Origin of the sequence: Streptomyces sp. NPDC002032 (assembly GCF_042890765.1) — a bacterium.
Taxonomy (GTDB): Bacteria; Actinomycetota; Actinomycetes; order Streptomycetales; family Streptomycetaceae; genus Streptomyces.
This window is the reverse complement of the sequence record NZ_JBIASM010000003.1, coordinates 727,305-749,404: the sequence shown is the minus strand read 5'-3', so window position 1 is coordinate 749,404 and position 22,100 is coordinate 727,305. Positions and strand designations below refer to the sequence as shown.

The 22,100-nt window shown below is 72.9% G+C and carries 20 protein-coding genes; 12 read left to right on the top strand and 8 right to left on the bottom strand.

The window, feature by feature from the left end:
- The 5 genes from ACFYYT_RS11620 to ACFYYT_RS11600 form a co-directional block, all read right to left on the bottom strand.
- The coding region (locus ACFYYT_RS11620; protein WP_351831845.1) for a 2-oxoacid:ferredoxin oxidoreductase subunit beta at nucleotides 1–536 on the bottom strand (536 nt) is incomplete at its 3' end.
- The gene (locus ACFYYT_RS11615) at nucleotides 529–2,478 is read right to left on the bottom strand and encodes a 2-oxoacid:acceptor oxidoreductase subunit alpha (protein WP_388607561.1); all 1,950 of its coding nucleotides are present in this window, start codon (nucleotides 2,476–2,478) and stop codon (nucleotides 529–531) included. The genes ACFYYT_RS11615 and ACFYYT_RS11620, both read right to left, overlap by 8 nt.
- 201 nt (nucleotides 2,479–2,679) lie before the next feature.
- The gene (locus ACFYYT_RS11610) at nucleotides 2,680–3,339 is read right to left on the bottom strand and encodes a response regulator transcription factor (RefSeq protein WP_030161942.1); all 660 of its coding nucleotides are present in this window, start codon (nucleotides 3,337–3,339) and stop codon (nucleotides 2,680–2,682) included.
- A 475-nt stretch (nucleotides 3,340–3,814) separates the two neighbouring features.
- A complete protein-coding gene (locus ACFYYT_RS11605) occupies nucleotides 3,815–5,167 on the bottom strand; it encodes a sensor histidine kinase (protein WP_388607558.1) in 1,353 nt (450 codons plus the stop codon).
- A gap of 269 nt (nucleotides 5,168–5,436) precedes the next feature.
- Nucleotides 5,437–6,597: a sensor domain-containing protein gene (locus ACFYYT_RS11600; RefSeq protein WP_351831418.1), complete on the bottom strand. Its 1,161-nt coding sequence runs from the start codon at nucleotides 6,595–6,597 to the stop codon at nucleotides 5,437–5,439.
- A 156-nt stretch (nucleotides 6,598–6,753) separates the two neighbouring features.
- Here ACFYYT_RS11600 and ACFYYT_RS11595 point away from each other — a divergent pair, with 156 nt between their 5' ends.
- From ACFYYT_RS11595 to ACFYYT_RS11540, 12 genes are all read left to right on the top strand, one after another.
- Nucleotides 6,754–7,167 carry an NADH-quinone oxidoreductase subunit A gene (locus ACFYYT_RS11595; RefSeq protein WP_351831421.1) on the top strand — a complete coding sequence of 138 codons (414 nt, stop codon included), beginning with the start codon at nucleotides 6,754–6,756 and terminating at the stop codon, nucleotides 7,165–7,167.
- A complete protein-coding gene (locus tag ACFYYT_RS11590; RefSeq protein WP_351831423.1) occupies nucleotides 7,158–7,784 on the top strand; it encodes an NADH-quinone oxidoreductase subunit B family protein in 627 nt (208 codons plus the stop codon). Before ACFYYT_RS11595 ends, ACFYYT_RS11590 begins: the two co-directional genes overlap by 10 nt.
- The gene (locus ACFYYT_RS11585) at nucleotides 7,781–8,920 is read left to right on the top strand and encodes an NADH-quinone oxidoreductase subunit C (RefSeq protein ID WP_388607554.1); all 1,140 of its coding nucleotides are present in this window, start codon (nucleotides 7,781–7,783) and stop codon (nucleotides 8,918–8,920) included. The genes ACFYYT_RS11590 and ACFYYT_RS11585 overlap by 4 nt, the downstream gene beginning before the upstream one ends.
- Nucleotides 8,917–9,885, top strand: a complete 969-nt coding sequence (locus tag ACFYYT_RS11580; protein WP_351829773.1) for a complex I subunit 1 family protein — start codon at nucleotides 8,917–8,919, stop codon at nucleotides 9,883–9,885. The genes ACFYYT_RS11585 and ACFYYT_RS11580 overlap by 4 nt, the downstream gene beginning before the upstream one ends.
- Nucleotides 9,885–10,484: an NADH-quinone oxidoreductase subunit I gene (locus ACFYYT_RS11575; RefSeq protein ID WP_351829776.1), complete on the top strand. Its 600-nt coding sequence runs from the start codon at nucleotides 9,885–9,887 to the stop codon at nucleotides 10,482–10,484. The genes ACFYYT_RS11580 and ACFYYT_RS11575 overlap by 1 nt, the downstream gene beginning before the upstream one ends.
- Nucleotides 10,481–11,161, top strand: coding sequence for an NADH-quinone oxidoreductase subunit J (locus ACFYYT_RS11570; protein WP_388607551.1), 681 nt, complete (start codon nucleotides 10,481–10,483; stop codon nucleotides 11,159–11,161). Before ACFYYT_RS11575 ends, ACFYYT_RS11570 begins: the two co-directional genes overlap by 4 nt.
- The gene (gene nuoK / locus ACFYYT_RS11565; RefSeq protein ID WP_351829778.1) at nucleotides 11,161–11,538 is read left to right on the top strand and encodes an NADH-quinone oxidoreductase subunit NuoK; all 378 of its coding nucleotides are present in this window, start codon (nucleotides 11,161–11,163) and stop codon (nucleotides 11,536–11,538) included. The genes ACFYYT_RS11570 and nuoK overlap by 1 nt, the downstream gene beginning before the upstream one ends.
- Nucleotides 11,535–13,607, top strand: coding sequence for an NADH-quinone oxidoreductase subunit L (locus ACFYYT_RS11560; RefSeq protein WP_351829781.1), 2,073 nt, complete (start codon nucleotides 11,535–11,537; stop codon nucleotides 13,605–13,607). Before nuoK ends, ACFYYT_RS11560 begins: the two co-directional genes overlap by 4 nt.
- A gap of 38 nt (nucleotides 13,608–13,645) precedes the next feature.
- Nucleotides 13,646–15,199: an NADH-quinone oxidoreductase subunit M gene (locus tag ACFYYT_RS11555; RefSeq protein ID WP_351829784.1), complete on the top strand. Its 1,554-nt coding sequence runs from the start codon at nucleotides 13,646–13,648 to the stop codon at nucleotides 15,197–15,199.
- A complete protein-coding gene (locus ACFYYT_RS11550) occupies nucleotides 15,196–16,734 on the top strand; it encodes an NADH-quinone oxidoreductase subunit N (protein ID WP_351829787.1) in 1,539 nt (512 codons plus the stop codon). Before ACFYYT_RS11555 ends, ACFYYT_RS11550 begins: the two co-directional genes overlap by 4 nt.
- 219 nt (nucleotides 16,735–16,953) lie before the next feature.
- Nucleotides 16,954–17,817 carry a zinc metalloprotease HtpX gene (gene htpX / locus ACFYYT_RS11545; RefSeq protein ID WP_351829790.1) on the top strand — a complete coding sequence of 288 codons (864 nt, stop codon included), beginning with the start codon at nucleotides 16,954–16,956 and terminating at the stop codon, nucleotides 17,815–17,817.
- Nucleotides 17,814–18,206, top strand: a complete 393-nt coding sequence (locus ACFYYT_RS11540; RefSeq protein ID WP_351829793.1) for a YccF domain-containing protein — start codon at nucleotides 17,814–17,816, stop codon at nucleotides 18,204–18,206. The genes htpX and ACFYYT_RS11540 overlap by 4 nt, the downstream gene beginning before the upstream one ends.
- Nucleotides 18,207–18,412: 206 nt before the next feature.
- Here ACFYYT_RS11540 and ACFYYT_RS11535 read toward each other — a convergent pair whose 3' ends face one another.
- The 3 genes from ACFYYT_RS11535 to ACFYYT_RS11525 all read right to left on the bottom strand — a co-directional run bounded on the left by ACFYYT_RS11535 (nucleotide 18,413) and on the right by ACFYYT_RS11525 (nucleotide 21,923).
- Nucleotides 18,413–19,645: an amino acid permease gene (locus ACFYYT_RS11535; protein WP_351829795.1), complete on the bottom strand. Its 1,233-nt coding sequence runs from the start codon at nucleotides 19,643–19,645 to the stop codon at nucleotides 18,413–18,415.
- Between the two features lie 19 nt (nucleotides 19,646–19,664).
- On the bottom strand, nucleotides 19,665–21,092 hold the full coding sequence (locus ACFYYT_RS11530; protein WP_351829796.1) for a SulP family inorganic anion transporter: 1,428 nt from the start codon (nucleotides 21,090–21,092) through the stop codon (nucleotides 19,665–19,667).
- A 342-nt stretch (nucleotides 21,093–21,434) separates the two neighbouring features.
- Nucleotides 21,435–21,923 (bottom strand): YajQ family cyclic di-GMP-binding protein, encoded by a 489-nt coding sequence (locus tag ACFYYT_RS11525; protein ID WP_281204205.1) that lies wholly within the window; start codon nucleotides 21,921–21,923, stop codon nucleotides 21,435–21,437.
- Nucleotides 21,924–22,100 lie beyond the last annotated feature (177 nt).

Below are 22,100 nucleotides of genomic sequence, written 5' to 3'. Positions count from 1 at the left end.
AGGGCGAGGGAGACGGGGTTGAAGGGGGCGTCGAGGGAGCCCATGGGGGTGGACTTGGTGATTTTGCCGACTTCGCTGGTGGGGGAGTACTGGCCCTTGGTCAGTCCGTAGATCCGGTTGTTGAAGAGGAGGATCTTGAGGTTGACGTTGCGGCGGAGGGCGTGGATGAGGTGGTTGCCGCCGATGGAGAGGGCGTCTCCGTCGCCGGTGACGACCCAGACGGACAGGTCGCGGCGGGAGGAGGCGAGGCCGGTGGCGATGGCGGGGGCCCGGCCGTGGATGGAGTGCATCCCGTAGGTGTTCATGTAGTAGGGGAAGCGGGAGGAGCAGCCGATGCCGGAGACGAAGACGATGTTCTCCTTGGCCAGGCCCAGCTCGGGCATGAAGCTCTGCACGGCGGCGAGCACGGCGTAGTCACCGCAGCCCGGGCACCAGCGCACCTCCTGGTCCGACTTGAAGTCCTTCATCGACTGCTTCGCCTCGGCCTTGGGCACGAGGGACAGCAGGTGATGGGGAGCGTCGGTCACCTCAGTCATTGATGGCCTCCTTGAGAACCGTCGCGAGCTGCTCCGCCTTGAAGGGCATTCCGTTGACCTGGTTGTACGACTGGGCGTCGACCAAGTACTTCGCCCGGATCAGGGTGGCCAGCTGTCCGAGGTTCATCTCGGGCACCACTACCTTGTCGTAACGCCTCAGGACCTCTTCGAGATTCCTCGGGAAGGGGTTGAGGTGGCGCAGGTGGGCCTGTGCGATGGGGTGTCCGGCGAGCCGTAGCCGGCGGACGGCGGCGGTGATGGGGCCGTAGGTGGAGCCCCAGCCCAGGACCAGGGTCCGGGCGTCCCCGGTGGCGTCGTCGACCTCCAGGTCGGGGACCTCGATCCCGTCGATCTTGGCCTGGCGGGTGCGGACCATCAGGTCGTGGTTGGCCGGGTCGTAGGAGATGTTGCCCGTGCCGTCCTGCTTCTCGATCCCGCCGATGCGGTGTTCCAGGCCCGGTGTGCCCGGGACGGCCCACGGCCTGGCCAGGGTCTCGGGATCCCGCTTGTAAGGCCAGAACACCTCGGTGCCGTCGGCCAGCGTGTGGTTCGGGCCGGTCGCGAACTGCACCCTCAGGTCAGGCAGGTCCGCCACGTCCGGGATCCGCCAGGGCTCGGAGCCGTTGGCGAGGTAGCCGTCGGAGAGCAGGAACACCGGGGTGCGGTAGGTGAGGGCGATCCGGGCCGCGTCGAGGGCGGCGTCGAAGCAGTCGGCTGCGGTGCGGGGGGCGACGATCGGGACGGGCGCCTCGCCGTTGCGGCCGTACATGGCCTGGAGGAGGTCGGCCTGCTCGGTCTTGGTCGGCAGCCCGGTGGAGGGACCGCCGCGCTGGATGTCCACGATCAGCAGCGGCAGCTCCAGCGACACCGCCAGCCCGATCGTCTCCGACTTCAGCGCCACCCCCGGCCCCGACGTCGTGGTCACCCCCAGCGCACCGCCGAAGGCCGCGCCCAGCGCCGCCCCGATCCCGGCGATCTCGTCCTCCGCCTGGAACGTCCGCACCCCGAAGTTCTTGTGCTTCGACAGCTCGTGCAGGATGTCCGAGGCCGGCGTGATCGGATACGAGCCCAGGTAGAGCGGCAGATCCGCCTGCCGCGCCGCCGCGATCAGCCCGTACGACAGCGCCAGGTTCCCCGAGATGTTGCGGTAGGTCCCCGCCGGGAACGCGGCCGCCGCCGGAGCCACCTCGTAGGACACCGCGAAGTCCTCGGTCGTCTCCCCGAAGTTCCAGCCCGCCCGGAACGCCACGATGTTCGCCTCGGCGATCACCGGCTTCTTCGCGAACTTCTGCCGCAGGAACGCCTCCGTCCCCTCCGTCGGCCGGTGGTACATCCACGACAGCAGACCCAGCGCGAACATGTTCTTGCTCCGCTCGGCCTCCTTCCGCGACAGCCCGAAGTCCTTCAGCGCCTCCACCGTCAACGTCGTCAGCGGCACCCGGTGAATGCTGTACGCGTCCAGCGACCCGTCCTCCAGCGGCGACGTCTCGTACCCCACCTTCGCCATCGGCCGCTTCGTGAACTCATCCGTGTTCACGATGATCTCCGCACCCCGCGGCACATCCGCGATGTTCGCCTTCAACGCCGCCGGATTCATCGCCACCAGCACGTTCGGCGCATCACCCGGCGTCAGGATGTCGTGATCGGCGAAATGCAACTGGAACGACGACACCCCCGGCAGCGTCCCCGCGGGCGCCCGGATCTCGGCCGGAAAATTCGGCAGCGTCGACAGATCGTTCCCGAAGGACGCCGTCTCCGACGTGAAACGGTCACCCGTCAGCTGCATACCGTCACCCGAATCACCCGCGAAACGGATGATCACCCGGTCGACGCGGCGGATTTCCTTGCCGGCTCCATCGGCGGCGCGCTCACCGCGCTGGCCGCCGATGGACCCACCGGCCCCGTCGGCCTGCTCGGCCGGGCTACTGACCTGGCTGGTCACTGAACTGGACCTCCTTCGAGGCGCGGACGTTCGTTCCCAAGGCCCACCCTACGTCCGGCAGGATTTCCGGCCCCGGGTCCGCCCGCATTCTGGACCGTCCCTTTCGGGTCGGTCTGTCCGACAGACGTCGTGCTCTACGCGAGTATTCAGATCCCCCGGCCTTCGCCGGCGCGCCGCCCCACCTGACAGAGTGTCAGGTGATCACGACCTCAGATAGGTGAGGACGGCCAGTACACGCCGGTGATCCCCGTCACTCGGGGACAGCCCCAGCTTCATAAAGATATTGCTGACGTGCTTCTCCACGGCGCCGTCGCTCACGACGAGCTGCTTGGCTACAGCGGAATTCGTCCGTCCCTCCGCCATCAGGCCCAGTACCTCCCGCTCGCGCGGGGTCAGGCCGGCCAGGACGTCCTGCTTGCGGCTGCGGCCGAGCAGCTGGGCCACGACCTCGGGATCCAGGGCCGTACCGCCCCGGGCCACCCGGACGACGGCGTCCAGGAACTCCCGGACGTCGGCCACGCGGTCCTTCAACAGGTACCCCACCCCGGTGCTGGAACCGGCCAGGAGTTCGGTGGCGTACTGCTCCTCCACGTACTGCGACAGCACGAGCACGCCTATCCCGGGGTGCTCGCGGCGCAGGCGCACGGCGGCGCGCACGCCTTCGTCGGTGTGCGTCGGCGGCATCCGCACATCGGCCACCACCACGTCCGGCAGCGCGTCCTCGGCGGCGAGCTCCGCCACCGTCTTGATCAGGGCTTCCGCGTCCCCGACGCCCGCCACGACGTCATGCCCCCGGTCGGTCAGCAGCCGGGTCAGGCCCTCCCGCAGCAGCACCGAATCCTCGGCGATGACCACCCGCACCCTGTCGTCCACGCTCAGCAGCTCCCGCGTCAAGTCATCCCGGGACCCCGCCCGGCGGGCCGCACCTCACGCCCCACCCCAAGCATCCCAGCCCCGCCGCCCCTCAGCCCCCGATTCCGCCCCCGCCGCCCATTCCAGCCCCGCCGGCGTTTGAGGCGCGGGGGTCCGGGGGCTGGCCCCCGGCAGCGGACCCGCACCTGCCAGCCTCCCCGGCGCCAGGCTCTGGGCTCGACCCCGATTCCAGCCTCGCCGGCGTTTGAGGCGCGGGGGTCCGGGGGCTGGCCCCCGGCAGCGGACCCGCACCTGCCAGCCTCCCCGGCGCCTGAGGGGAGAACGGGTGAAGGGTGGGGCGGGGAGGAAGCCCCGCGCAGCGGCACCCCCGCCCGACGGCCCCGGCCGCCCGGGGGAGCCCCCGTAACGGCCCGGTCCGGGCAGGGGCGCCCCCCGAGGGCCCCCGTAACGGCCCGGCCAGGGTTCAGGCCCGCCAGGGAAGCTCCGCCGTCACCACCGTGCCCCGCCCCTCCTCCGAGTCGACGAGCAGCACCCCGTCCACCGCGTCCAGCCGCTCCGCGAGCCCCGCCAGCCCCGACCCGCCCCGCGGATCCGCCCCGCCCCGCCCGTCGTCGGAGACCTGCAACAGCAGCCGTCCGCCGGACTTCCACACATCGACCCCCGCCCCCCGCGCCCCCGCGTGCTTGCTGACGTTCTGGAGCAGCTCCGAGACCACGAAGTACGCGATCCCCTCGATCGCGGCCACCGGCCGCCCCGGCAGGTCCACCGCCACCTTCACCGGCACCGCGCACCGCGACGCCACCGAAGACAGCGCCGCGTCCAGCCCCCGGTCGGTCAGCACCGCGGGATGGATCCCCCGGGCCAGGTCCCGCAGCTCCTGGAGGGCGACCTTGACCTCGCCGTGCGCCGCGTCGACCATCGCCGCCGCCCCCTGGGGATCCTCCGTCAGCTTCTCCTTCGCCAGTCCGAGGTCCATCGCGAGGGCGACCAGCCGCGCCTGCGCCCCGTCGTGCAGGTCCCGTTCGATCCGCCGCAGGTCGGCCGCCGCCGTGTCCACGACCACCCCGCGGTCGCTCTCCAGCTCACGGACGCGGTCGTCGAGGCGCGAGCGGCCGAGCAGGCCGCCGATGAGCACCCGGTCGACACCGGTCAGCGCCCGTACGACCCAGGGGGTGGCGAGGGTGATGAGCAGCCCGGCCAGGCAGGTGGCGGCGATGGCCACGGGGGAGTCGAGGTAGAAGGAGTAGTCGTCGTTCTGGAAGAGCTGGAGTCCCGGCTGGTTCGTGAAGGCGGGGAAGACCCAGAACCAGAGCGGGTACAGCAGGCTGCTCCAGCCGTACGCCCAGAGCGTCAGCGCCAGGCAGAAGGAGAACACCGCCCACGGGAAGTGGATCACGGAGTACAGCACGTGCCGCCAGGCGCTGCCGCTCTTGAGCAGCGCCCCCATCGAGGCCAGGGCCCCGCTCTTGCCCGCGCCCCCGCCCGCGCCCCCGCGGCCACCGGCCCGCACCGGCGCCGGATCGGCGAGCGCCACTCCCAGCAGGGCGCGGGCCCGGCCCCGCTCCAGGTGGCCGAAGCCCCGGCACAGCAGGAGCACGCCGGCCAGCACGGGCACGCCGATGAAGGTGACGAGCAGTCCGGCGCCGAGGGCCACGCCGGTGACGGCGAGCGAGAAGTACAGGGTGCTCAGCGGCAGCCCGGTCAGTACGAATCCCAGTTCCCGCCAGGTCCGCGCCGCCACGGGTGCCCGCAGCACCGTGACGAGCCCGCCCCGGCCGCCGTCCCGGCTCCCGCCCCCGCTCATGCCGTTGCCCATGATCCCGTCCCGCCCTCTCCTCGCACCGCTCTGCCGACTCCACCCTGCCGTCCGCCCCTATTCGGAACCATGCGGCGGGTCGGCGTCCCCGCCGGGGGGTTAACCCCACCCCCCCCGGCTCGCCGGGGTCCGCCCCTCCGCCTCGTCCGGGCCCGCCCCCCCCGCCTCGCCCGGGCCCGCGCCGCCCCGGACACGGAAGGGGCCCCCGTCCACCCGGACGGGAGCCCCTCCGCGTCACCTCAAGCCGACGGCTACGCCCGGTCGCACGGCTACGCCCGGTCGCGCCACGGGAGTTCCGCCGTCACCACCGTGCCCCCGCCCTCCGGGGACTCCACCAGGAACACCCCGTCCACCGCCCGCAGCCGTTCCGCGAGCCCCGCCAGCCCCGACCCGCCCCGCGGATCCGCCCCGCCCCGCCCGTCGTCCGAGACCCTGACCAGCAGCCGTCCGCCGGACTTCCACACTTCGACGCCCGCGTCCCTCGCCCCCGCGTGCTTGCTGACGTTCTGGAGCAGCTCGGAGACCACGAAGTACGCGATCCCCTCGATCGCCTCCGCCGGCCGCGCCGGCAGGTCCACCGCCACCTTCACCGGCACCAGGCACCGGGACGCCACCGATGACAGCGCCGCGTCCAGCCCCCGGTCGGTCAGCACCGCGGGATGGATCCCCCGGGCCAGGTCCCGCAGTTCCCGCAGCGCCAGCTTGACCTCGCCGTGCGCCTCGTCGACCATCGCCGCCGCCCCCTCCGGGTCCTCCAGCAGCTTCTCCTTCGCCAGCCCGAGCCCCATCGCGAGGGCCACCAGGCGCGCCTGCGCCCCGTCGTGCAGGTCCCGTTCGATCCGCCGCAGGTCGGCCGCCGCCGTGTCCACGACCACTCCGCGGCCCGTCTCCAGCTCCGCGATGCGCCGCTCCAGCTCGTCCGAGGGGGACAGCAGGCTCCGTACCATCGCCCGGTCCACGTTCGCCATGCCGCGCACCAGGTACGGCAGCACCGGCCACAGGACGAACAGCCCCGCGAGCGTTACCGTGAAGGTCAGCACCCCCCACGGCAGCCGGACCAGCTCGTACAGCACCGTCCGCCAGGCCACCGGGTCCTTCACGCCGGCCCACAGCCAGGCGAAGAACCCGCCCGCGCGCCGCGGCCCGGGCAGCGGGGTCGGCTCGGCCACCCGCACCCCCAGCAGGGCCCGCGCCCGCCCGCGTTCCAGCCGGCCGAGCTGACGGGACACATACAGGCCGCAAGCGAGCAGCGGCAGTCCGACAGCGGTCACGGACAGACCGCCGGCGGTCGCGACCATGAACACCGTGTACGTAAAACCGATCAACGCCAGGGGGAGGTTGCCCAGCAGATGGGCGATCTCCTTCCACGTGACCGCGTCGAACACGGGGCGCACGGGAGGAGGTGAGAGGGCTTGATCGTTCGCGGTCATGCGGCACAGCCTGCCAATTCCGCCCGTCCGATGCCATGGGGCGGCCCGGCGGCAGTGAACGGGGGATAACCCCACCCCGCGCAGCCCAGGCCCTAGACTCCCGTCCGTACCAGATCATCCAGATCATCGACAGTGGCCGAGGAACGAGGAACGGACGTGTCCGACCCAACGGTATCGACCGTGACCTTGACCGTGACCGCGGCCGACTACTTCCGGAGTTATTCGGTCGTCGGCCTCCTCGCCGTCCTCGGCGTGCTCTTCGTCGCCGTGGCCTTCGGCGCCGGCCGCCTGCTGCGGCCCGTGGTCCCGACGCCCGAGAAACTGCTGACCTACGAGTGCGGCGTGGACCCCGTGGGCGAGGGCTGGGCACACACCCAGGTCCGCTACTACGTCTACGCCTTCCTCTACGTCATCTTCGCCGTCGACTCGATCTTCCTGTTCCCGTGGGCGACGGTCTTCGCCGCCGCCGGTTACGGCGCCACGACCCTGGTGGAGATGTTCGTCTTCCTGGGGTTCCTGGCCGTCGGCCTGCTCTATGCGTACAAGAAGGGCGTCCTCGAATGGACGTGACACCTCAGCCTCAGCCGGCCCGGCCGGAGCCGCTCCCGGAGCCGCTCCCGGTACCGCTTCCCGAGCCCAAGCGCCTGGGAGTGCTCTCGCGACTGGCCCCGGAGCCGATGAAGGTGGTCCTGAACTGGGGCCGCCGCTACAGCCTGTGGGTCTTCAACTTCGGCCTCGCCTGCTGCGCCATCGAGTTCATCGCCGCCTCCATGGCCCGCCACGACTTCATCCGGCTCGGCGTCATCCCCTTCGCGCCCGGCCCGCGCCAGGCCGACCTGATGATCGTCTCGGGCACGGTGACGGACAAGATGGCCCCGGCCGTCAAGCGGCTGTACGAGCAGATGCCCGAGCCGAAGTACGTCATCTCCTTCGGCGCCTGCTCCAACTGCGGCGGGCCATACTGGGACTCGTACTCGGTCACCAAGGGCGTCGACCAGATCATCCCGGTCGACGTCTACGTGCCCGGCTGCCCGCCCCGGCCCGAGGCGCTGCTCCAGGGCATCCTCAAGCTCCAGGAGAAGATCGCCCGCGAGTCCCTCGCCGAGCGGTACGCGGCCGCGCCGTCCGTCTCCCAGCTGACCAGCGGGCTCGTCACGCCCCCGCCCGCCCCGGAGGCCGGAGCGTGAACCTCTACGACTCCCTCCCCGACGCCGCCCCGGCGGTCTTCGGCGCCGAGGCCGTGGCCTCGTACGCGTACGAGGTCCTCACGGTCGACGTCCCCGTCGGCTCCTGGATCCCCGCGCTGGAGATCGCCCGCGACAAGCTGGGCTGCACCTACTTCGACTGGCTGAGCGCGGTCGACGAGCCGGGCACCGGGTTCCGGATCTGCGCGCACGTCGTCTCCCTGGAGAACCACCGCGTGCGCCGCCTCCTGCTGCGCACCACCGTCCCGCACACCGCTCCCGCCCTGCCGTCCGCCGTCGCCGTGTACGCGGGCGCCGAATGGCACGAGCGGGAGACGCACGAGATGTTCGGGGTCGTCTTCACCGACCACCCCCACCTCGTCCCGCTGCTCCTCCCCGAGAACTTCGAGGGACACCCGCTGCGCAAGGACTTCGTCCTGGCGGCGCGCGTCGCCAAGGCGTGGCCCGGGGCGAAGGAGCCGGGCGAGGCCCACGACCCCGATGCCCCCAAGCGCCGCCAGATGCTCCCGCCCGGGGTGCCCGACCCGAACGACTGGGGTCCCCTCAAGGGCCAGCTCCCCCCGGCCCCGGCCCGCACCCCCCGCGCGGCCGGCGCCGGCCGCACCCCGCGCGAGGGCGCCCCGCCGCGCCGCACCCGCCCGGCAACGGAAGCCCCGGCCGCCCCGGCCGCCGAGGCCACCGGGGCGCCCGCGACGCCGGAGACCCCGCGCCCGGCCCGCCGCACCCGCTCGGTCTCGGAAGGCTCCGCCAGCCAGGCCACCGCCGCCCCCGGGACGGCCGACGCCCCGGCCCCCGGGGCACCCACGCCCGCGGTCCCGGACGGTCCGGCGGAAGCCCCGGCCCCGCGCCCGGCCCGCCGCACCCGCTCGGCCTCGGAAGGCTCCGCCAGCCAGGCCACCGCCACCCCCGGGGCGGCCGACGCCCCGGCCCCCCGCCGGACGGCCCCCCGCAGCGCGGACGCGCCGTGGCACCACGCGAAGCCCGCCTTCGAGGACCCCCCGGGCCCCGGCACCCCGGCCGCCCCGGACCCCGCGCCCAAGAGCGATCCGGCCGCACCCAAGACCGACCCGGCCGACCCGGCCGAGCCCGAACCCGACACCACCGGAGGCGACGCGTGAACGACGTCCTCGACGTCGCCCTGCGACTGATCGTCGTCTTCGCCGTCTTCCTCGTGCTCCCGCTCGTCATCGGGCAGACCGAGCACAAGGTGATGGCGCACATGCAGGGCCGCCTCGGCCCCATGTACGCCGGCGGCTTCCACGGCTGGGCCCAGCTCGTCGCCGACGGCGTGAAGTTCGCGCAGAAGGAGGACATCGTCCCGGCCAACGCCGACCGGCGGATCTTCCAGCTCGCCCCCGCCGTCGCGCTGCTGCCCTACCTCCTCGTCCTGCTCGCCATCCCCATCGGCCCGGGCGACGGTGCCGTCGGCCAGGTCATCGACGCCGGCCTCTTCTTCGCGCTCGCCGTCATGGGCGTCGGCGTCCTCGGCTCCCTCATGGGCGGCTGGGCCTCCGCCAACAAGTTCTCCCTGCTCGGCGGCCTGCGCACGGCCGCCCAGCTGCTCGCGTACGAGCTGCCCATGCTGCTCGCCGCCGCCTCCGTCGCCATGGCCGCCGGGACGGTCTCGCTGCCCGGCATCGTCGGCGCCTTCGAGTGGTGGTGGCTGCCCTGGCAGATCATCGGCGCGCTGGTCTTCTTCACCGCCGGGCTCGCCGAACTCCAGCGGCCCCCCTTCGACATGCCCGTCGCCGACTCCGAGATCATCTTCGGCGCGTACACCGAGTACACCGGCCTGCGCTTCGCGCTGTTCCTGCTCGCCGAGTACGCCGGCATCGTCGTCCTGTGCGCCCTCACCACCGTCCTGTTCCTCGGCGGCTGGCACGGCCCCTTCGGCGGTGACGGCCTCGGCTGGGTCTGGACCCTGCTCAAGGTCGCCGTCCTCGCCTTCGTCGTCATCTGGCTCCGCGTGAGCTACCCGCGCTTGCGCGAGGACCAGCTCCAGAAGCTCGCCTGGACCGTACTCATTCCCCTCGCGCTCGCCCAGATCGCGCTCACCGGCATCGTGAAGGTGGCGATCCAGTAATGCCCCCGATCCCCGGATCAGGTCTCGCCAAGGGCCTGGCCGTCACCCTGCGCACGATGACCAAGCGCGCGCACACCGCCCAGTACCCCGAGGTGCAGCCCGAGCTCCCGCCCCGCAGCCGCGGGGTCATCGGCCTGTTCGAGGAGAACTGCACGGTGTGCATGCTGTGCGCCCGCGAGTGCCCCGACTGGTGCATCTACATCGACTCCCACAAGGAGACGGTGCCCGCCGCCGCCCCCGGCGGCCGCGAGCGCAGCCGCAACGTCCTCGACCGCTTCGCCATCGACTTCTCCCTCTGCATGTACTGCGGCATCTGCATCGAGGTGTGCCCCTTCGACGCCCTGTTCTGGTCGCCGGAGTTCGAGTACGCGGAGACCGACATCCACGACCTCACCCACGAACGCGACAAGCTGCGCGAGTGGATGTGGACCGTGCCGGCCCCGCCCGCCCTGGACCCGGCGGCCGAGGAGCCCAAGGAGGTCGCCGCCGCCCGCAAGGCCGTGGAGAAGGCCGAAGCCGCCGCGGCCGCCGCCCGGGCCGCCGCCGCCGAGACCTCGCCCGGTACGCCCCCGACCACCACCCCGGAGGCCGACGCGTGAGCATCGCCACCGCCCCCCTGGCAGCCGCGGCCACCGCGGGCCACGGCTTCCTCTCGCCGACCGGCGTCGAGATCGCCTTCGTCCTCGTCGGCCTCGCCACCCTCGGCGCGGCCCTCGTCACGGTCACCACCCGGCAGCTCGTGCACGCCGCCCTGTGGCTGGTCGTCGCCCTCGGCGGGATCGCCGTCGAGTACCTGCTGCTGACCGCCGAGTTCATCGCCTGGGTCCAGGTCCTGATCTACCTCGGCTCCGTGGTCGTCCTCCTCCTCTTCGGACTGATGCTCACCAAGGCCCCCATCGGCCGCTCCCCGGACGCCGACTCGAACAACCGCTGGGTCGCCCTCGGCGTCGCCGGCGTCGCGGGAGCCGCGCTCGTCTGGGTGGTCGTCGACGCCTTCCGCACCACCTGGATCGACCTCGACGGCCCGGCCCAGGGCTCGACGAAGGTCTCCGGCGAGATCCTCTTCCAGCACTGGGTGCTGCCCTTCGAGGCGCTCTCCGTCCTGCTCCTGGCGGCCCTGATCGGCGCGATCGTGCTCTCCCGCCGCAACACCGCCGCCGAGGAAGCCGCCGCCGCCGACCGCGCTGCCGCCGACCGCGCTGCCGCCACCCGCGACGCCGCCGACCGCGCCGCCGCCGACCGCCCCGACGGCCGTACCGGGAAGGGACAGCGCTGATGCACCTCGCCTACCCCGCCGTACTGGCGGCCCTGCTCTTCGCGACCGGCCTCTACGGAGTCCTCGCCCGCCGCAACGCCATCCTGGTCCTGATGTCCGTCGAGCTGATGCTCAACGCCGTCAACCTCAACCTGGTGGCCTTCGACGTCTGGCTGCGCGACACCCTCCACGCCGGCCAGGCCCTCACCCTCTTCACGATCGCCATCGCCGCCGCCGAGATCGGCATCGGCCTCGCGATCGTGCTGATGGTCTACCGCAACCGCGGCACCTCGGACGTCGACCGGCTGCGCGACACCGCGGAGGGCCGCCACGGCGCCCACCCCGACGGCACGACCACGACCACGACCACCACCACCCGGCCGGAGGTCGCCGCGTGAGCACCACGACCCTCGCGGTCCTCGTTCCCCTCCTGCCCTTCCTGGGCGCGGTGGCAGGCCTGCTCCTCGGCCGGACCGCCCCCGGCTTCGTCCGCCCGCTCGCCATCCTGCCGACGCTGGGCGCCGCCGTACTGGCCGTGTTCGTCGCCGTCCGCCAGGGCGGCGGGGCGGCGATCGACACCGCCACCGAGCTGACCCCGACCGGCTCCGTGCCGATCGACCTCTCCCTCCACCTGGACGGCTTCGCCGTCCTCGTCGCCGTCCTCGTCGGGGTCGTCGCCACCTGCGTCCAGCTCTACTCGACGGCCTACCTCCGCGAGGACCCCCGCTACCCCTCCTACGCGGCGCTCGTCTCCCTCTTCACCTCCGCCATGCTGCTCGTCGTCTACTCCGGTGACCTGATGGTGCTTCTGGTCGGCTGGGAGGTCATGGGCATCTGCTCCTACTTCCTCGTCGGCCACTACTGGGAGACCGAGGCGGCCCGCTCCGCCTCCCTCAAGGCCTTCCTCGTCACCAAGCTCGGCGACGTCCCCTTCCTCATCGGACTGTTCGCCCTCGCCGCCGACGCCGGCTCCTTCCGGATCACCAAGATCCTCGATGCCGTTGCCTCCGGCGGGCTCGACCACCCGACGCTGATCGCGCTGCTCCTGCTCGCGGGCGTCGCCGGGAAGTCCGCGCAGTTCCCGCTGCACACCTGGCTCCCCGACGCCATGGCGGGCCCCACCCCGGTCTCCGCCCTGATCCACGCCGCGACGATGGTCGCCGCCGGCGTCTACTTCGTCGCCCGCCTCCTGCCCGTCTTCGCGGCCTCCCGCGCCGCACTGGTGGTCATGGCCGTGATGGCGGCCGTCACGATGGTCGGCTCCGCCCTCGCCGCCCTGGCCCAGGACGACATCAAGCGCGTGCTCGCCTACTCCACGGTCGGCCAGCTCGGCTACATGACCGGGGCCCTGGCCGTCGGCGACCGCGGCGCCGCCGTCTTCCACCTGCTGTCCCACGGCTTCTTCAAGGCGCTCCTCTTCCTCGGCGCCGGCGTGATCATCCACGCCGCCGGGACGAACTCCCTGGCCGCCATGTCCCGCATGGACGGCCTCGCCAAGCGCGTCCCCGACGCCTTCTGGACGATGACGCTCGCGCTGCTCGCCCTCGCCGCCATCCCGCCCTTCGCCGGCTTCTTCTCCAAGGAAGCCGTCCTCGTCGCCGCCGAGCACGCCGCCACCGGACACTCCGCCGCCGCCCCCAGCGCGGCCGGCTGGCTGGTGCTGGTCGCCGGAGTGCTGACGGCCCTGCTCACCGCCGCCTACGCCACCCGGCTGTGGCTGATGGCCTTCCGCGGCCGGGGCGCCGCCGCCCCCGACCACGGCAGGGAGCCCGTCGCCATGACCGGCGTGCTGTGGCTGCTGGCGATCCCCACGACCGCCTTCGGCCTCGCCGCGGGCCCCCTCGCCGACTGGTTCGACGGCAAGGAGCTCACCCCCACCGTGACCACCTCGGTCCTCGGTACGGGAGCCGCGCTCATCGGCGTCATGCTCACCTACGCCCTCTGGCAGCGCGCCACGGCCAAGGCCACCGCCACCGCCCGCGCCGCCACGGGAGCCCCCCCGGCCCCCGCGACGACCGCCCCCGCGGACACCCCGGACACCCCCGCCGCGGTGACGGCCGCCCGCTCCGCCGCCACGGCCGCCGCCGAGTCGGCCGCCGAAGCCCCCGAGGTCGCCGAGGTCGCCCACGACCACCCGGCCGTCCCCGCCGGCCCGGCCCCCGACCCCGGGCGCGCGCTGCTCGGCCCCCTGCACCGGCACGCCGCGGCCGGCTTCCACCTCGACGCCGTCTACGACCGGCTCTTCGTCCGCCCCGTCCGCGCGGCCGCGAGCCTGGTCCGCTTCCTGGACCGCGAGGTCGTGGACACGTACGTCCGCGGCGCGGGTGCCGGACCCCGGCTGCTCGGCAGCCTCGTCCGCCGGGCCCAGACCGGCAACGTGCAGAGCTACCTGAGCGCCCTGCTCGCCGGCGCCGTGGTCCTGGCGATCGCCACGGCCGTCCTCGCCAACGTCAACGCCGGATCGTGAGCCGAGAGTCAGCCGTGATCGATATCAGCCCGTCCGTGATGCAGTTCCTTCTGGCGTTCATCGTCGCCGCACCCCTCCTCGGAGCCGTCGCGGCGCTCCTGCCGGCCCCGCCCGGACTCAAGGGCAAGAGCCCCGAACAGGCCGTGCTCCGCCACGGCGTCACCGTCACCGGAGTCATCCTCGCCGCGGCGATCGCCCTCACCCTGGGCTTCGACCACGACGAACCGTCCCGCTTCCAGGCGACGACGGACATCAGCTGGATCCAGGCGCTGAACATCCGGATCCACCTCGGCATCGACGGCATCTCGCTCCCCCTCCTCCTGATGACCGCGCTGCTGTTCTTCCTCTGCGCGGTGTACAGCTACTTCAAGCTCCCCGAGGGCCCCTCCCCGAAGGCCTTCGTCGCCCTGCTCCTCGTCCTGGAGTCCGGCACCCTCGCCACCTTCGCCGTCCTCGACCTGCTGCTGTTCTTCCTCGCCTTCGAGATGGTCCTCATCCCGATGTACTTCCTCATCGCCCGCTGGGGCGGCGCTCAGCGGCAGGCGGCCGCCTGGAAGTTCATCCTGTACACCCTCCTCGGATCCGTGGTCATGCTCCTCGGACTGCTGCTCATCGGGCTGAACAGCGGCACTTTCGACATGGTGGCACTCGCCTCTGACAACGGCCGCGGACTGACCCACACCACCCAGATCCTGGCCGTCCTCGCCATCGGCATCGGCCTCGCCGTGAAGACCCCGATGTGGCCGCTGCACAGCTGGCTGCCGGACGCCCACACCGCCGCCCCCACCGTCGGATCCGTGCTGCTCGCGGGCGTCATGCTGAAGATGGGCACCTACGGGTTCGTCCGCATCCTGCTCCCCGTCACCCCCGACGGCATGCACACCTTCGCCCCCTACCTCGGCGCCTTCGCCGCCGTCGGCATCGTCTACGGATCCCTCGCCTGCCTCGCCCTCACCCGCAAGGGCAACAAGGGCGACCTCAAGCGCCTGATCGCGTACTCCTCCGTCGGCCACATGGGTTTCGTCCTGCTCGGCATCGCCTCCATGACCCCCACCGGCGTCAACGGCGCGCTCTTCGCCAACATCGCCCACGGTCTGATCACCGGCCTGCTCTTCTTCCTGGTCGGCGCCCTGAAGGACCGCTACGGCAGCAGCGACCTCGACACCCTCGCCGGAGTCACCGGCGCCGCCCTCTACGGCCGCGCCCCCCGCCTCGGCGCGCTCCTCGCCTTCGCCGCCGTCGCCTCCCTCGGTCTGCCCGGCCTGGCCGGCTTCTGGGGCGAGATGCTGGCCCTGTTCGGCGCGTTCGACCCCGCCGAGGGCCTCTCCCGGCCGGCCTTCCTCACCTACATGGCCGTCGGCGCCTTCGGCACCCTGCTGACCGCCGCCTACCTGCTGATCGTCGTCCGGCGGATCTGCATGGGCGACCCGAAGTCCGGCCCCGAGGTCACCCTCGCGGACGTCCAGCACTACGAGTTCGCCGCCTGGACCCCGCTCGTCGCCCTCACCGTCCTCGCCGGCCTGTGGCCCGCGACCCTCCTCGGCCTCACCGACCCGGCCGTCCAGAAGCTCCTCGCAGGAGGCAACGCATGACGGCCCCGACGGCCCTCGCCGCCGACACCCCCAGCCTCGTCCAGTCCGTCGACTGGCTCGCGATCGCCCCCGTGGTGGTCACCGCCGCCGTCGCGCTCGCCGTCCTGGTCGCCGACCTGTTCGTACCCGAGCGCCGCAAGCCGGTCCTCGGCTGGATCTCCGTCGCCGGCCTCGCCGCCGCGACCGTCCTCCTGCTCCCGCTGCGCGCCGGGGACCGGGCCACCTTCTGCCTCACCGGCGACCCCGGCGCCTGCAGTTACACCGCCGACCACTTCGCCCTCGTCGTCCAGTTCCTCGTCCTGGCCGGAGCCCTGGTCACCGCCCTGCTCTCGGTCACCGTCGTGCGCGAGGCGCGCATGCCCGCCGGGGAGTACTGGTTCCTGCTGCTCTCCTCCGCCGCCGGCGCGGCCCTGCTGCCCGCCGCCCGCGACCTCGCGACCCTGATCGTCGCCCTCGAAGTCGCCTCGCTGCCCGCCTTCGCCCTCGTCGGCATGCGCCGCGGCGACCGGCTGTCCTCCGAGGCCGCCCTGAAGTTCTTCCTCTCCTCGGTCACCGCCACCGCCGTGTCCCTGATGGGCGTCAGCTTCGTCTACGCGGCCACCGGCTCGCTGCACCTCACCCAGGTCGCCGGCCGGCTGGAAGACGTCCCCGGCCAGCTCGACACCCTCGCCATGGCCGGCGTCGCCCTCACCCTCGTCGGCTTCGCCTTCAAGACCGCCGCCGTGCCCTTCCACTTCTGGGTCCCGGACACCTACGTCGGCGCCCCGCTGCCCGTCGCCGGCTACCTCTCCGTGATCGGCAAGGCCGTCGGCTTCACCGGCCTGATCCTCGTCACCGTGGTCGCCTTCCCGGCGTACTCCGACATCTGGGGCCCCGCCCTGGCCGTCCTCGCCGCGCTCACCATGACCCTCGGCAACACCGCCGCCCTGCGCCAGTCCGCCGACCGCGCCCACAGCGCCGTGCGGCTCCTGGCCTGGTCCTCCGTCGGGCAGGCCGGCTACCTGCTGGTCCCGATCGCCGCGGCCGCCTACACCGGCCGCGACCAGATCGGCTCCACCGTCGCCTACGCGCTGATGTACGCCGCCGTGAACCTCGGCGCCTTCGCCGTCGCCGCGCTCGTCGCCCGTACGAAGCCGCTGAACCGCATCGCCGACTACCGGGGCCTGTACGCCGAGCGCCCCCTCGCCGCCCTCTCGCTGGCCTTCTTCCTGCTCTGCCTGGCCGGTCTGCCCCCGGGCCTCATCGGCCTCTTCGCCAAGGTCACCGTCTTCCGGTCCGCCGTCGACGCGGGCCTGGGCTGGCTCGCCGTCGTCATGGCCGCCAACGTCGTCGTCGCCCTGTACTACTACCTGCGCTGGACGGCGCTCCTGTTCCGTCCCGCCCAGGAGGGAGCGGGCGAGGAGAGCGCCCCGCGGACGAAGGCCCCCCGGCCGGTCACGGCGGCGATCGCCCTCACCGCCGTGACCGCCCTGGTCCTCTCCGGCGCCCCGCAGCTCGTCCTCCGCTTCGCCGCGGGCACCCTCTTCCCGCAGTGACCCGCACGCGGTAGCCCGTACGCGGTAGCCCGTACGCGGTAGCCCGTACGGAGCAACGCCCGCCGCCGCCCCCCGGCCCCGCCCACGGGGGCGGCGGCCCCGCCGTGCCCGGGGAACCAGACGCCTCCACCTCGCGTTGACCAGGAAGGGAGGGTCCACTGGACCGGAGACCCTCAGATCCTGGAAGGGGTCCCCCGCGCACCATTTGGAGGGCGTACCGTGCACCGCCGGCACAACGGGCTGAAGACCGCCGTACTCCTCGGCGGGCTGTCCGCACTCATCATCCTCATCGGAAGCTTCTTCGGACGGGGCGGCCTGATCGTCGCCCTCGTCGTCGCCCTGGGGACGAACGCGTACGCGTACTGGAACAGCGACAAGCTGGCCCTGCGCGCGATGCGCGCCCGCCCCGTCAGCGAGTTCGAGGCCCCCGAGCTCTACCGCATGGTGCGCGAGCTCTCCACCTCCGCCCGCCAGCCCATGCCACGGCTCTACATCTCCCCGACGGAAGCCCCCAACGCCTTCGCCACCGGTCGCAATCCGCGCAACGCCGCGGTCTGCTGCACCGAAGGCATCCTGCGGATCCTCGACGAGCGCGAGCTGCGCGGGGTCATCGGCCACGAGCTGAGCCACGTCTACAACCGCGACATCCTGATCTCGTCGGTCGCCGGCGCACTCGCCTCCGTGATCATGTTCCTGGTCAACTTCGCCTGGCTGATCCCGATCGGCCGCTCCAACGACGACGAGGGCCCCGGACTGTTCGGCATGCTGCTGATCATGATCCTCGGCCCGCTGGCCGCCTCCGTCATCCAGCTCGCCATCAGCCGCTCGCGAGAGTACGAGGCGGACGCCTCCGGAGCCCAGCTCACCGGCGACCCCCTGGCCCTGGCCAGCGCCCTGCGCAAGCTCGACGCGGGCACCAAGCAGCTCCCGCTGCCCCCCGAGCCCCAGATCGAGACGGCGAGCCACATGATGATCGCCAACCCCTTCCGCCCGGGCGAGGGACTCTCCAGGATGTTCTCGACGCACCCCCCGATGGCCGAGCGCATCGCCCGGCTCGAACAGATGGCAGGACGCAGCCAGTGAAAACCATCCTGAACGTCATTTGGTTCGTACTCAGCGGCGTCTGGCTCTTCCTCGGCTACTGCCTCGCCGGTCTGCTGCTCTGCATCACCATCATCGGCATCCCGTTCGGCATCGCGGCCTTCCGCATCGCGCTCTACGCCCTCTGGCCGTTCGGCTACACCACGGTCGAGCGCCACGACGCGGGCGCCGGCTCCTGCGTCGGCAACGTCCTGTGGCTGATCCTGGCCGGCTGGTGGCTCGCCATCGGCCACATCGTCACCGGCATCGCCCTCTGCGTCACGATCATCGGGATCCCCTTCGGCATCGCCAACTTCAAGATGGTGCCGCTCTCGCTGTTCCCCCTGGGCCGCGAAATCGTCCCCACCGACGCCCCCTTCGCCTCCCGCTGAGCGGAGTTATCCACAGGCCTGGCGGGCCGTCGGGGCGGTGGGTGACCATGGGTGCATGAACGAGACGGAGCAGTTGCCGAAGCAAGCCACCGCCCCCGTACCGCGCTGCGCCCGCGGATCGGGAACGGCCCTCCCCACCCCCCTGGGCAGCGGGACGGGCGGTCGGTCCGCGCTCATATCCGCCCGGCCGACTCCGGGCGCGGCGCTCACTGCCGGGAGGTGAACCGGCCCCGTACGCCGTAGAACAGCGCCCCCAGCGCCAGCACCGCGGCCCCCGTCAGCGCCGGGGCGAGGGGCAGCGCGCAGGCGAGCAGTACACAGCCGGACAGCCCGAGCGCTGCCACGGCCCGGTCCTTGACAGCTGAACCGAGAGTCCAAGCGGAGACGTTCGCGATCGCGTAGTAGGCCAGCACTCCGAAAGAGGAGAAGGCGATCGCGCCCCGCAGATCGGTGGTGGCCGCGAGCACCGCCACCACCGCGCCCACGGCCAGCTCGGCCCGGTGCGGCCCCCCGCGCCTCGGGTGTACGCGGGCCAGCGCGCGCGGCAGATGACCGTCCCGGGCCATGGCCAGGACGGTCCGCGACACCCCGAGCACCAGGGCCAGCAGCGAGCCCAGCGCCGCCAGCCCCGCACCCACCCGGACCACCGGCCCCAGTCCGGGCCACCCGGCCGCGCGCACCGCGTCGGCCAGCGGGGCCGCCGACCCCGCCAGCCCCTCGGCGCCGAGCACCGACAGCGCCGTCACCCCCACGGCGGCGTAGACGCCCCAGGCGATCCCCAGCGCGAGCGGCACCGCGCGCGGGATCGTGCGCTCCGGATCCCGCACCTCCTCGCCCAGGGTGGTGATCCGGGCATAGCCGGCGAAGGCGAAGAACAGCAGCCCGGCCCCCTGCAACAGCCCCGCCGCCCCCAGGTCCGGGCCGCCCAGCCGTCCCGCCCGCGCGGCCCCGGAGGTCAGACAGGCCACCACGACGGCGGCCAGCACGGCGAGGACCACCGCCACGATCAGCCGGGCGATCCGGGCGGACTTGCGCACCCCGCCGTAGCTCGCGGCGGTCAGCGCCACCACCGCCGCCACCGCCACGACGTGCTCCCGTCCGGGCCACGCGTACGCCCCGACGGTCAGTGCCATCGCCGCGCAGGAGGCCGTCTTGCCCACGACGAACCCCCAGCCGGCGACGTACCCCCAGAACGGGCCGAGCCGCTCCCGCCCGTACACGTAGGTCCCGCCCGAGGACGGATAGCGGGCGGCGAGCCGGGCCGAGGAGCGGGCGTTGCAGTACGCGACGAGACCCGCCAACGCCAGCGCCGCGAGGAGCCCGCCGCCCGCCGCGCGGGCCGCCGGGGCGAGGGCGGCGAAGATCCCGGCGCCGACCATCGCGCCGAGCCCGACCACGACGGCGTCCGCCACGCCCAGGGTGCGCTTCAGCTCGTTCACGTGCGGCAGGGTAGCCGCGCTAGATGACGCCCTCGCGGCCGGGAAGCGGCGTCCGCTTGCGCTCCCAGCCCTCCAGGGCCGTCAGGCAGGCGTGGTCCATGTGCCGCAGCCCGCTCAGGTCCAGCCGCACCGACGCCGCGTGCGGCACCGCCTCCAGGGAGTCCAGCAGCTTCGGCAGCTTCAGGAAGCTGGCGTTCCCCACCACCCGGACGCACAGCCCCTCGCCCTCCCACACCTCCTCGATGTGGACGTGGGAGGTCTCCCAGGCCGCCTTGGCGACGGCCAGCCCCAGCCCGACGAGCACCCCCTCGAAGAGGCTGGTCGCCACGATCGAGACGGCCGTCACCACCAGCACCACCGCCTCCCCCCGGTGCGTGCGCCACAGGGCGGCCACCGCCCGCGCCGGCAGCAGCTTCCAGCCGGCGTGCAGCAGCACCCCCGCCAGGGCCGCCAGCGGCACCACCTCCAGCACCTGCGGGAACGCCGCGGCGAACAGCAGCAGCCAGACGCCGTGCAGGATCCGGGAGGCCCGGGTGCGGGCCCCGGCCTCGACGTTGGCGGCACTGCGCACGATGACGGCGGTCATCGGCAGCGCCCCGAGGGCGCCGCAGACGGCGTTGCCCACCCCCTGGGCGATCAGCTCCCGGTCGTACTCGGTCCGCGGCCCGTCGTGCATCCGGTCGACGGCGGCGGCGCTGAAGAGGGTCTCGGCGGAGGCGATCAGCGCGAGCGCGACCACGCTCCCGACCGCCCCCACGGAGGCCAGCACCCCGAAGTCGGACCAGCCCGGCGGAGCCACCGCCGCCGGCACCCCGGTCACCCGCACGCGCTCCACCGGCAGCCGCAGCAGCTCCGCCGCGACGGTGGCGGCCGCCACCGCGACGAGCGCCCCCGGCACCAGCCGCAGCCGCGGCGGCATCCGGCGCCACACCACCAGGACCGCGATGGTCCCGGCCCCCAGGGCGACGGCGGCCCAGTCGGCCCGGGCCCCGAGCTCGTGCATCCCGCCCAGCTTGGCCAGGGTCGGCCCCGGGGCGTCGACCCCGCCCAGGGCGTAGAGCTGCCCGGTGATCAGCACCAGCCCGATCCCGGCCAGCATCCCGTGGACGACGGCCAGGGAGATCGCCCGGAACCACCGCCCGAGCCGCAGCACGCCCATGCCCAGCTGGAGCAGCCCGGCCGTCAGCACCAGCACCCCGAGGGCGGGCAGCCCGTAGCTGCTCACCGCCTCGTAGACGAGCACGGTCAGCCCGGCGGCGGGCCCGCTGACCTGGAGGGCGCTGCCCCGGAACCAGCCGGTGACCAGCCCGCCGACCACCCCGGTGACGATCCCGAGCTCGGCCGGCACCCCCGAGGCCACCGCGACCCCCACACAGAGCGGTAGCGCGACGAGCGCGACGACGACGGACGCCCCGAAGTCCGCACGGAAACTGCCGGGCCCAGGCATACGAGAACCCCCTGCCACACGGTGATTGACGATTCACCTAGCGTGGTGGGCGTGCCGGGCTGCGCCTAGTGACCACAAGGGGGCCGCGAAGGAGCGCGCGCCGCTCACGCCGGGCACACACCCCGCCGAGCGCCCGGCCGCCGCCAGGGCGGCCTGGCGACCCGACGCCCCGGCGGCGACGCGGCCCGACGCCCCGGGATGCCGCGGTCCGGCGACGCGCGACCCGGCGGGACGACGAAGGGCACAGCGCGGGCGACCGTCGGGGAAGGCCCCGGCGATCCGCCCCCGCTGTGCCCCGCGGGTCCGCTCCGCGGCGCGTCACGCGCACCGGGCAGCGGTGGTTCAGCGGTAGTTCACGAACTGGATCGCGAAGTCCAGGTCCTTGCCCTTGAGGAGGGCCTGGATGGCCTGGAGGTCGTCGCGGCTCTTGGAGCTGACGCGCAGCTCCTCGCCCTGGACCTGGGCCTTGACACCCTTGGGGCCCTCGTCCCGGATGATCTTCGCGACCTTCTTGGCGTTCTCCTGGGAGATGCCCTCCTCGATCGTCGCGAAGATCTTGTACTCCTTGCCGGACAGCTGCGGCTCACCGGCGTCGAGCGCCTTGAGCGAGATGCCGCGCTTGACCAGCTTGGTCTCGAACACGTCGAGGACGGCCTTGACGCGCTCCTCGGAGTTCGCCTCCATCAGGATCTTCTCGCCGGACCAGGCGATCGACGCGCCCGTGCCCTTGAAGTCGTAGCGCTGCGAGAGCTCCTTCGCGGACTGGTTGAGGGCGTTGTCGACCTCCTGCCGCTCGACCTTCGAGACGATGTCGAAACTGGAGTCGGCCATGTGCTGTGGCTCCTTGAAGTCGGCTGTGGTGTGCCCCGGAGGGCGCGGCCGGACATCCCCGGCCCGCTCGGCAAAGCCTAGCCACCGCGCCCGCGCGTGGCGCTGATCAATCCGGTGGCGAACCACCCCCGGGCATCGGGTATCGTTTACGTCGTTGCCAGGGAGCGCCGCCGCAAG

Bases quoted from the DNA above. Each gene is read 5' to 3' on its own strand.
- ACFYYT_RS11605 (WP_388607558.1), bottom strand. From the start codon at position 5,167: ATGGGCAACGGCATGAGCGGGGGCGGGAGCCGGGACGGCGGCCGGGGC.
- ACFYYT_RS11600 (WP_351831418.1), bottom strand. From the start codon at position 6,597: ATGACCGCGAACGATCAAGCCCTCTCACCTCCTCCCGTGCGCCCCGTG.
- ACFYYT_RS11590 (WP_351831423.1), top strand. From the start codon at position 7,158: ATGGACGTGACACCTCAGCCTCAGCCGGCCCGGCCGGAGCCGCTCCCG.
- ACFYYT_RS11575 (WP_351829776.1), top strand. From the start codon at position 9,885: ATGCCCCCGATCCCCGGATCAGGTCTCGCCAAGGGCCTGGCCGTCACC.
- nuoK (WP_351829778.1), top strand. From the start codon at position 11,161: ATGCACCTCGCCTACCCCGCCGTACTGGCGGCCCTGCTCTTCGCGACC.
- ACFYYT_RS11555 (WP_351829784.1), top strand. From the start codon at position 13,646: ATGCAGTTCCTTCTGGCGTTCATCGTCGCCGCACCCCTCCTCGGAGCC.
- ACFYYT_RS11550 (WP_351829787.1), top strand. From the start codon at position 15,196: ATGACGGCCCCGACGGCCCTCGCCGCCGACACCCCCAGCCTCGTCCAG.
- ACFYYT_RS11530 (WP_351829796.1), bottom strand. From the start codon at position 21,092: ATGCCTGGGCCCGGCAGTTTCCGTGCGGACTTCGGGGCGTCCGTCGTC.
- ACFYYT_RS11525 (WP_281204205.1), bottom strand. From the start codon at position 21,923: ATGGCCGACTCCAGTTTCGACATCGTCTCGAAGGTCGAGCGGCAGGAG.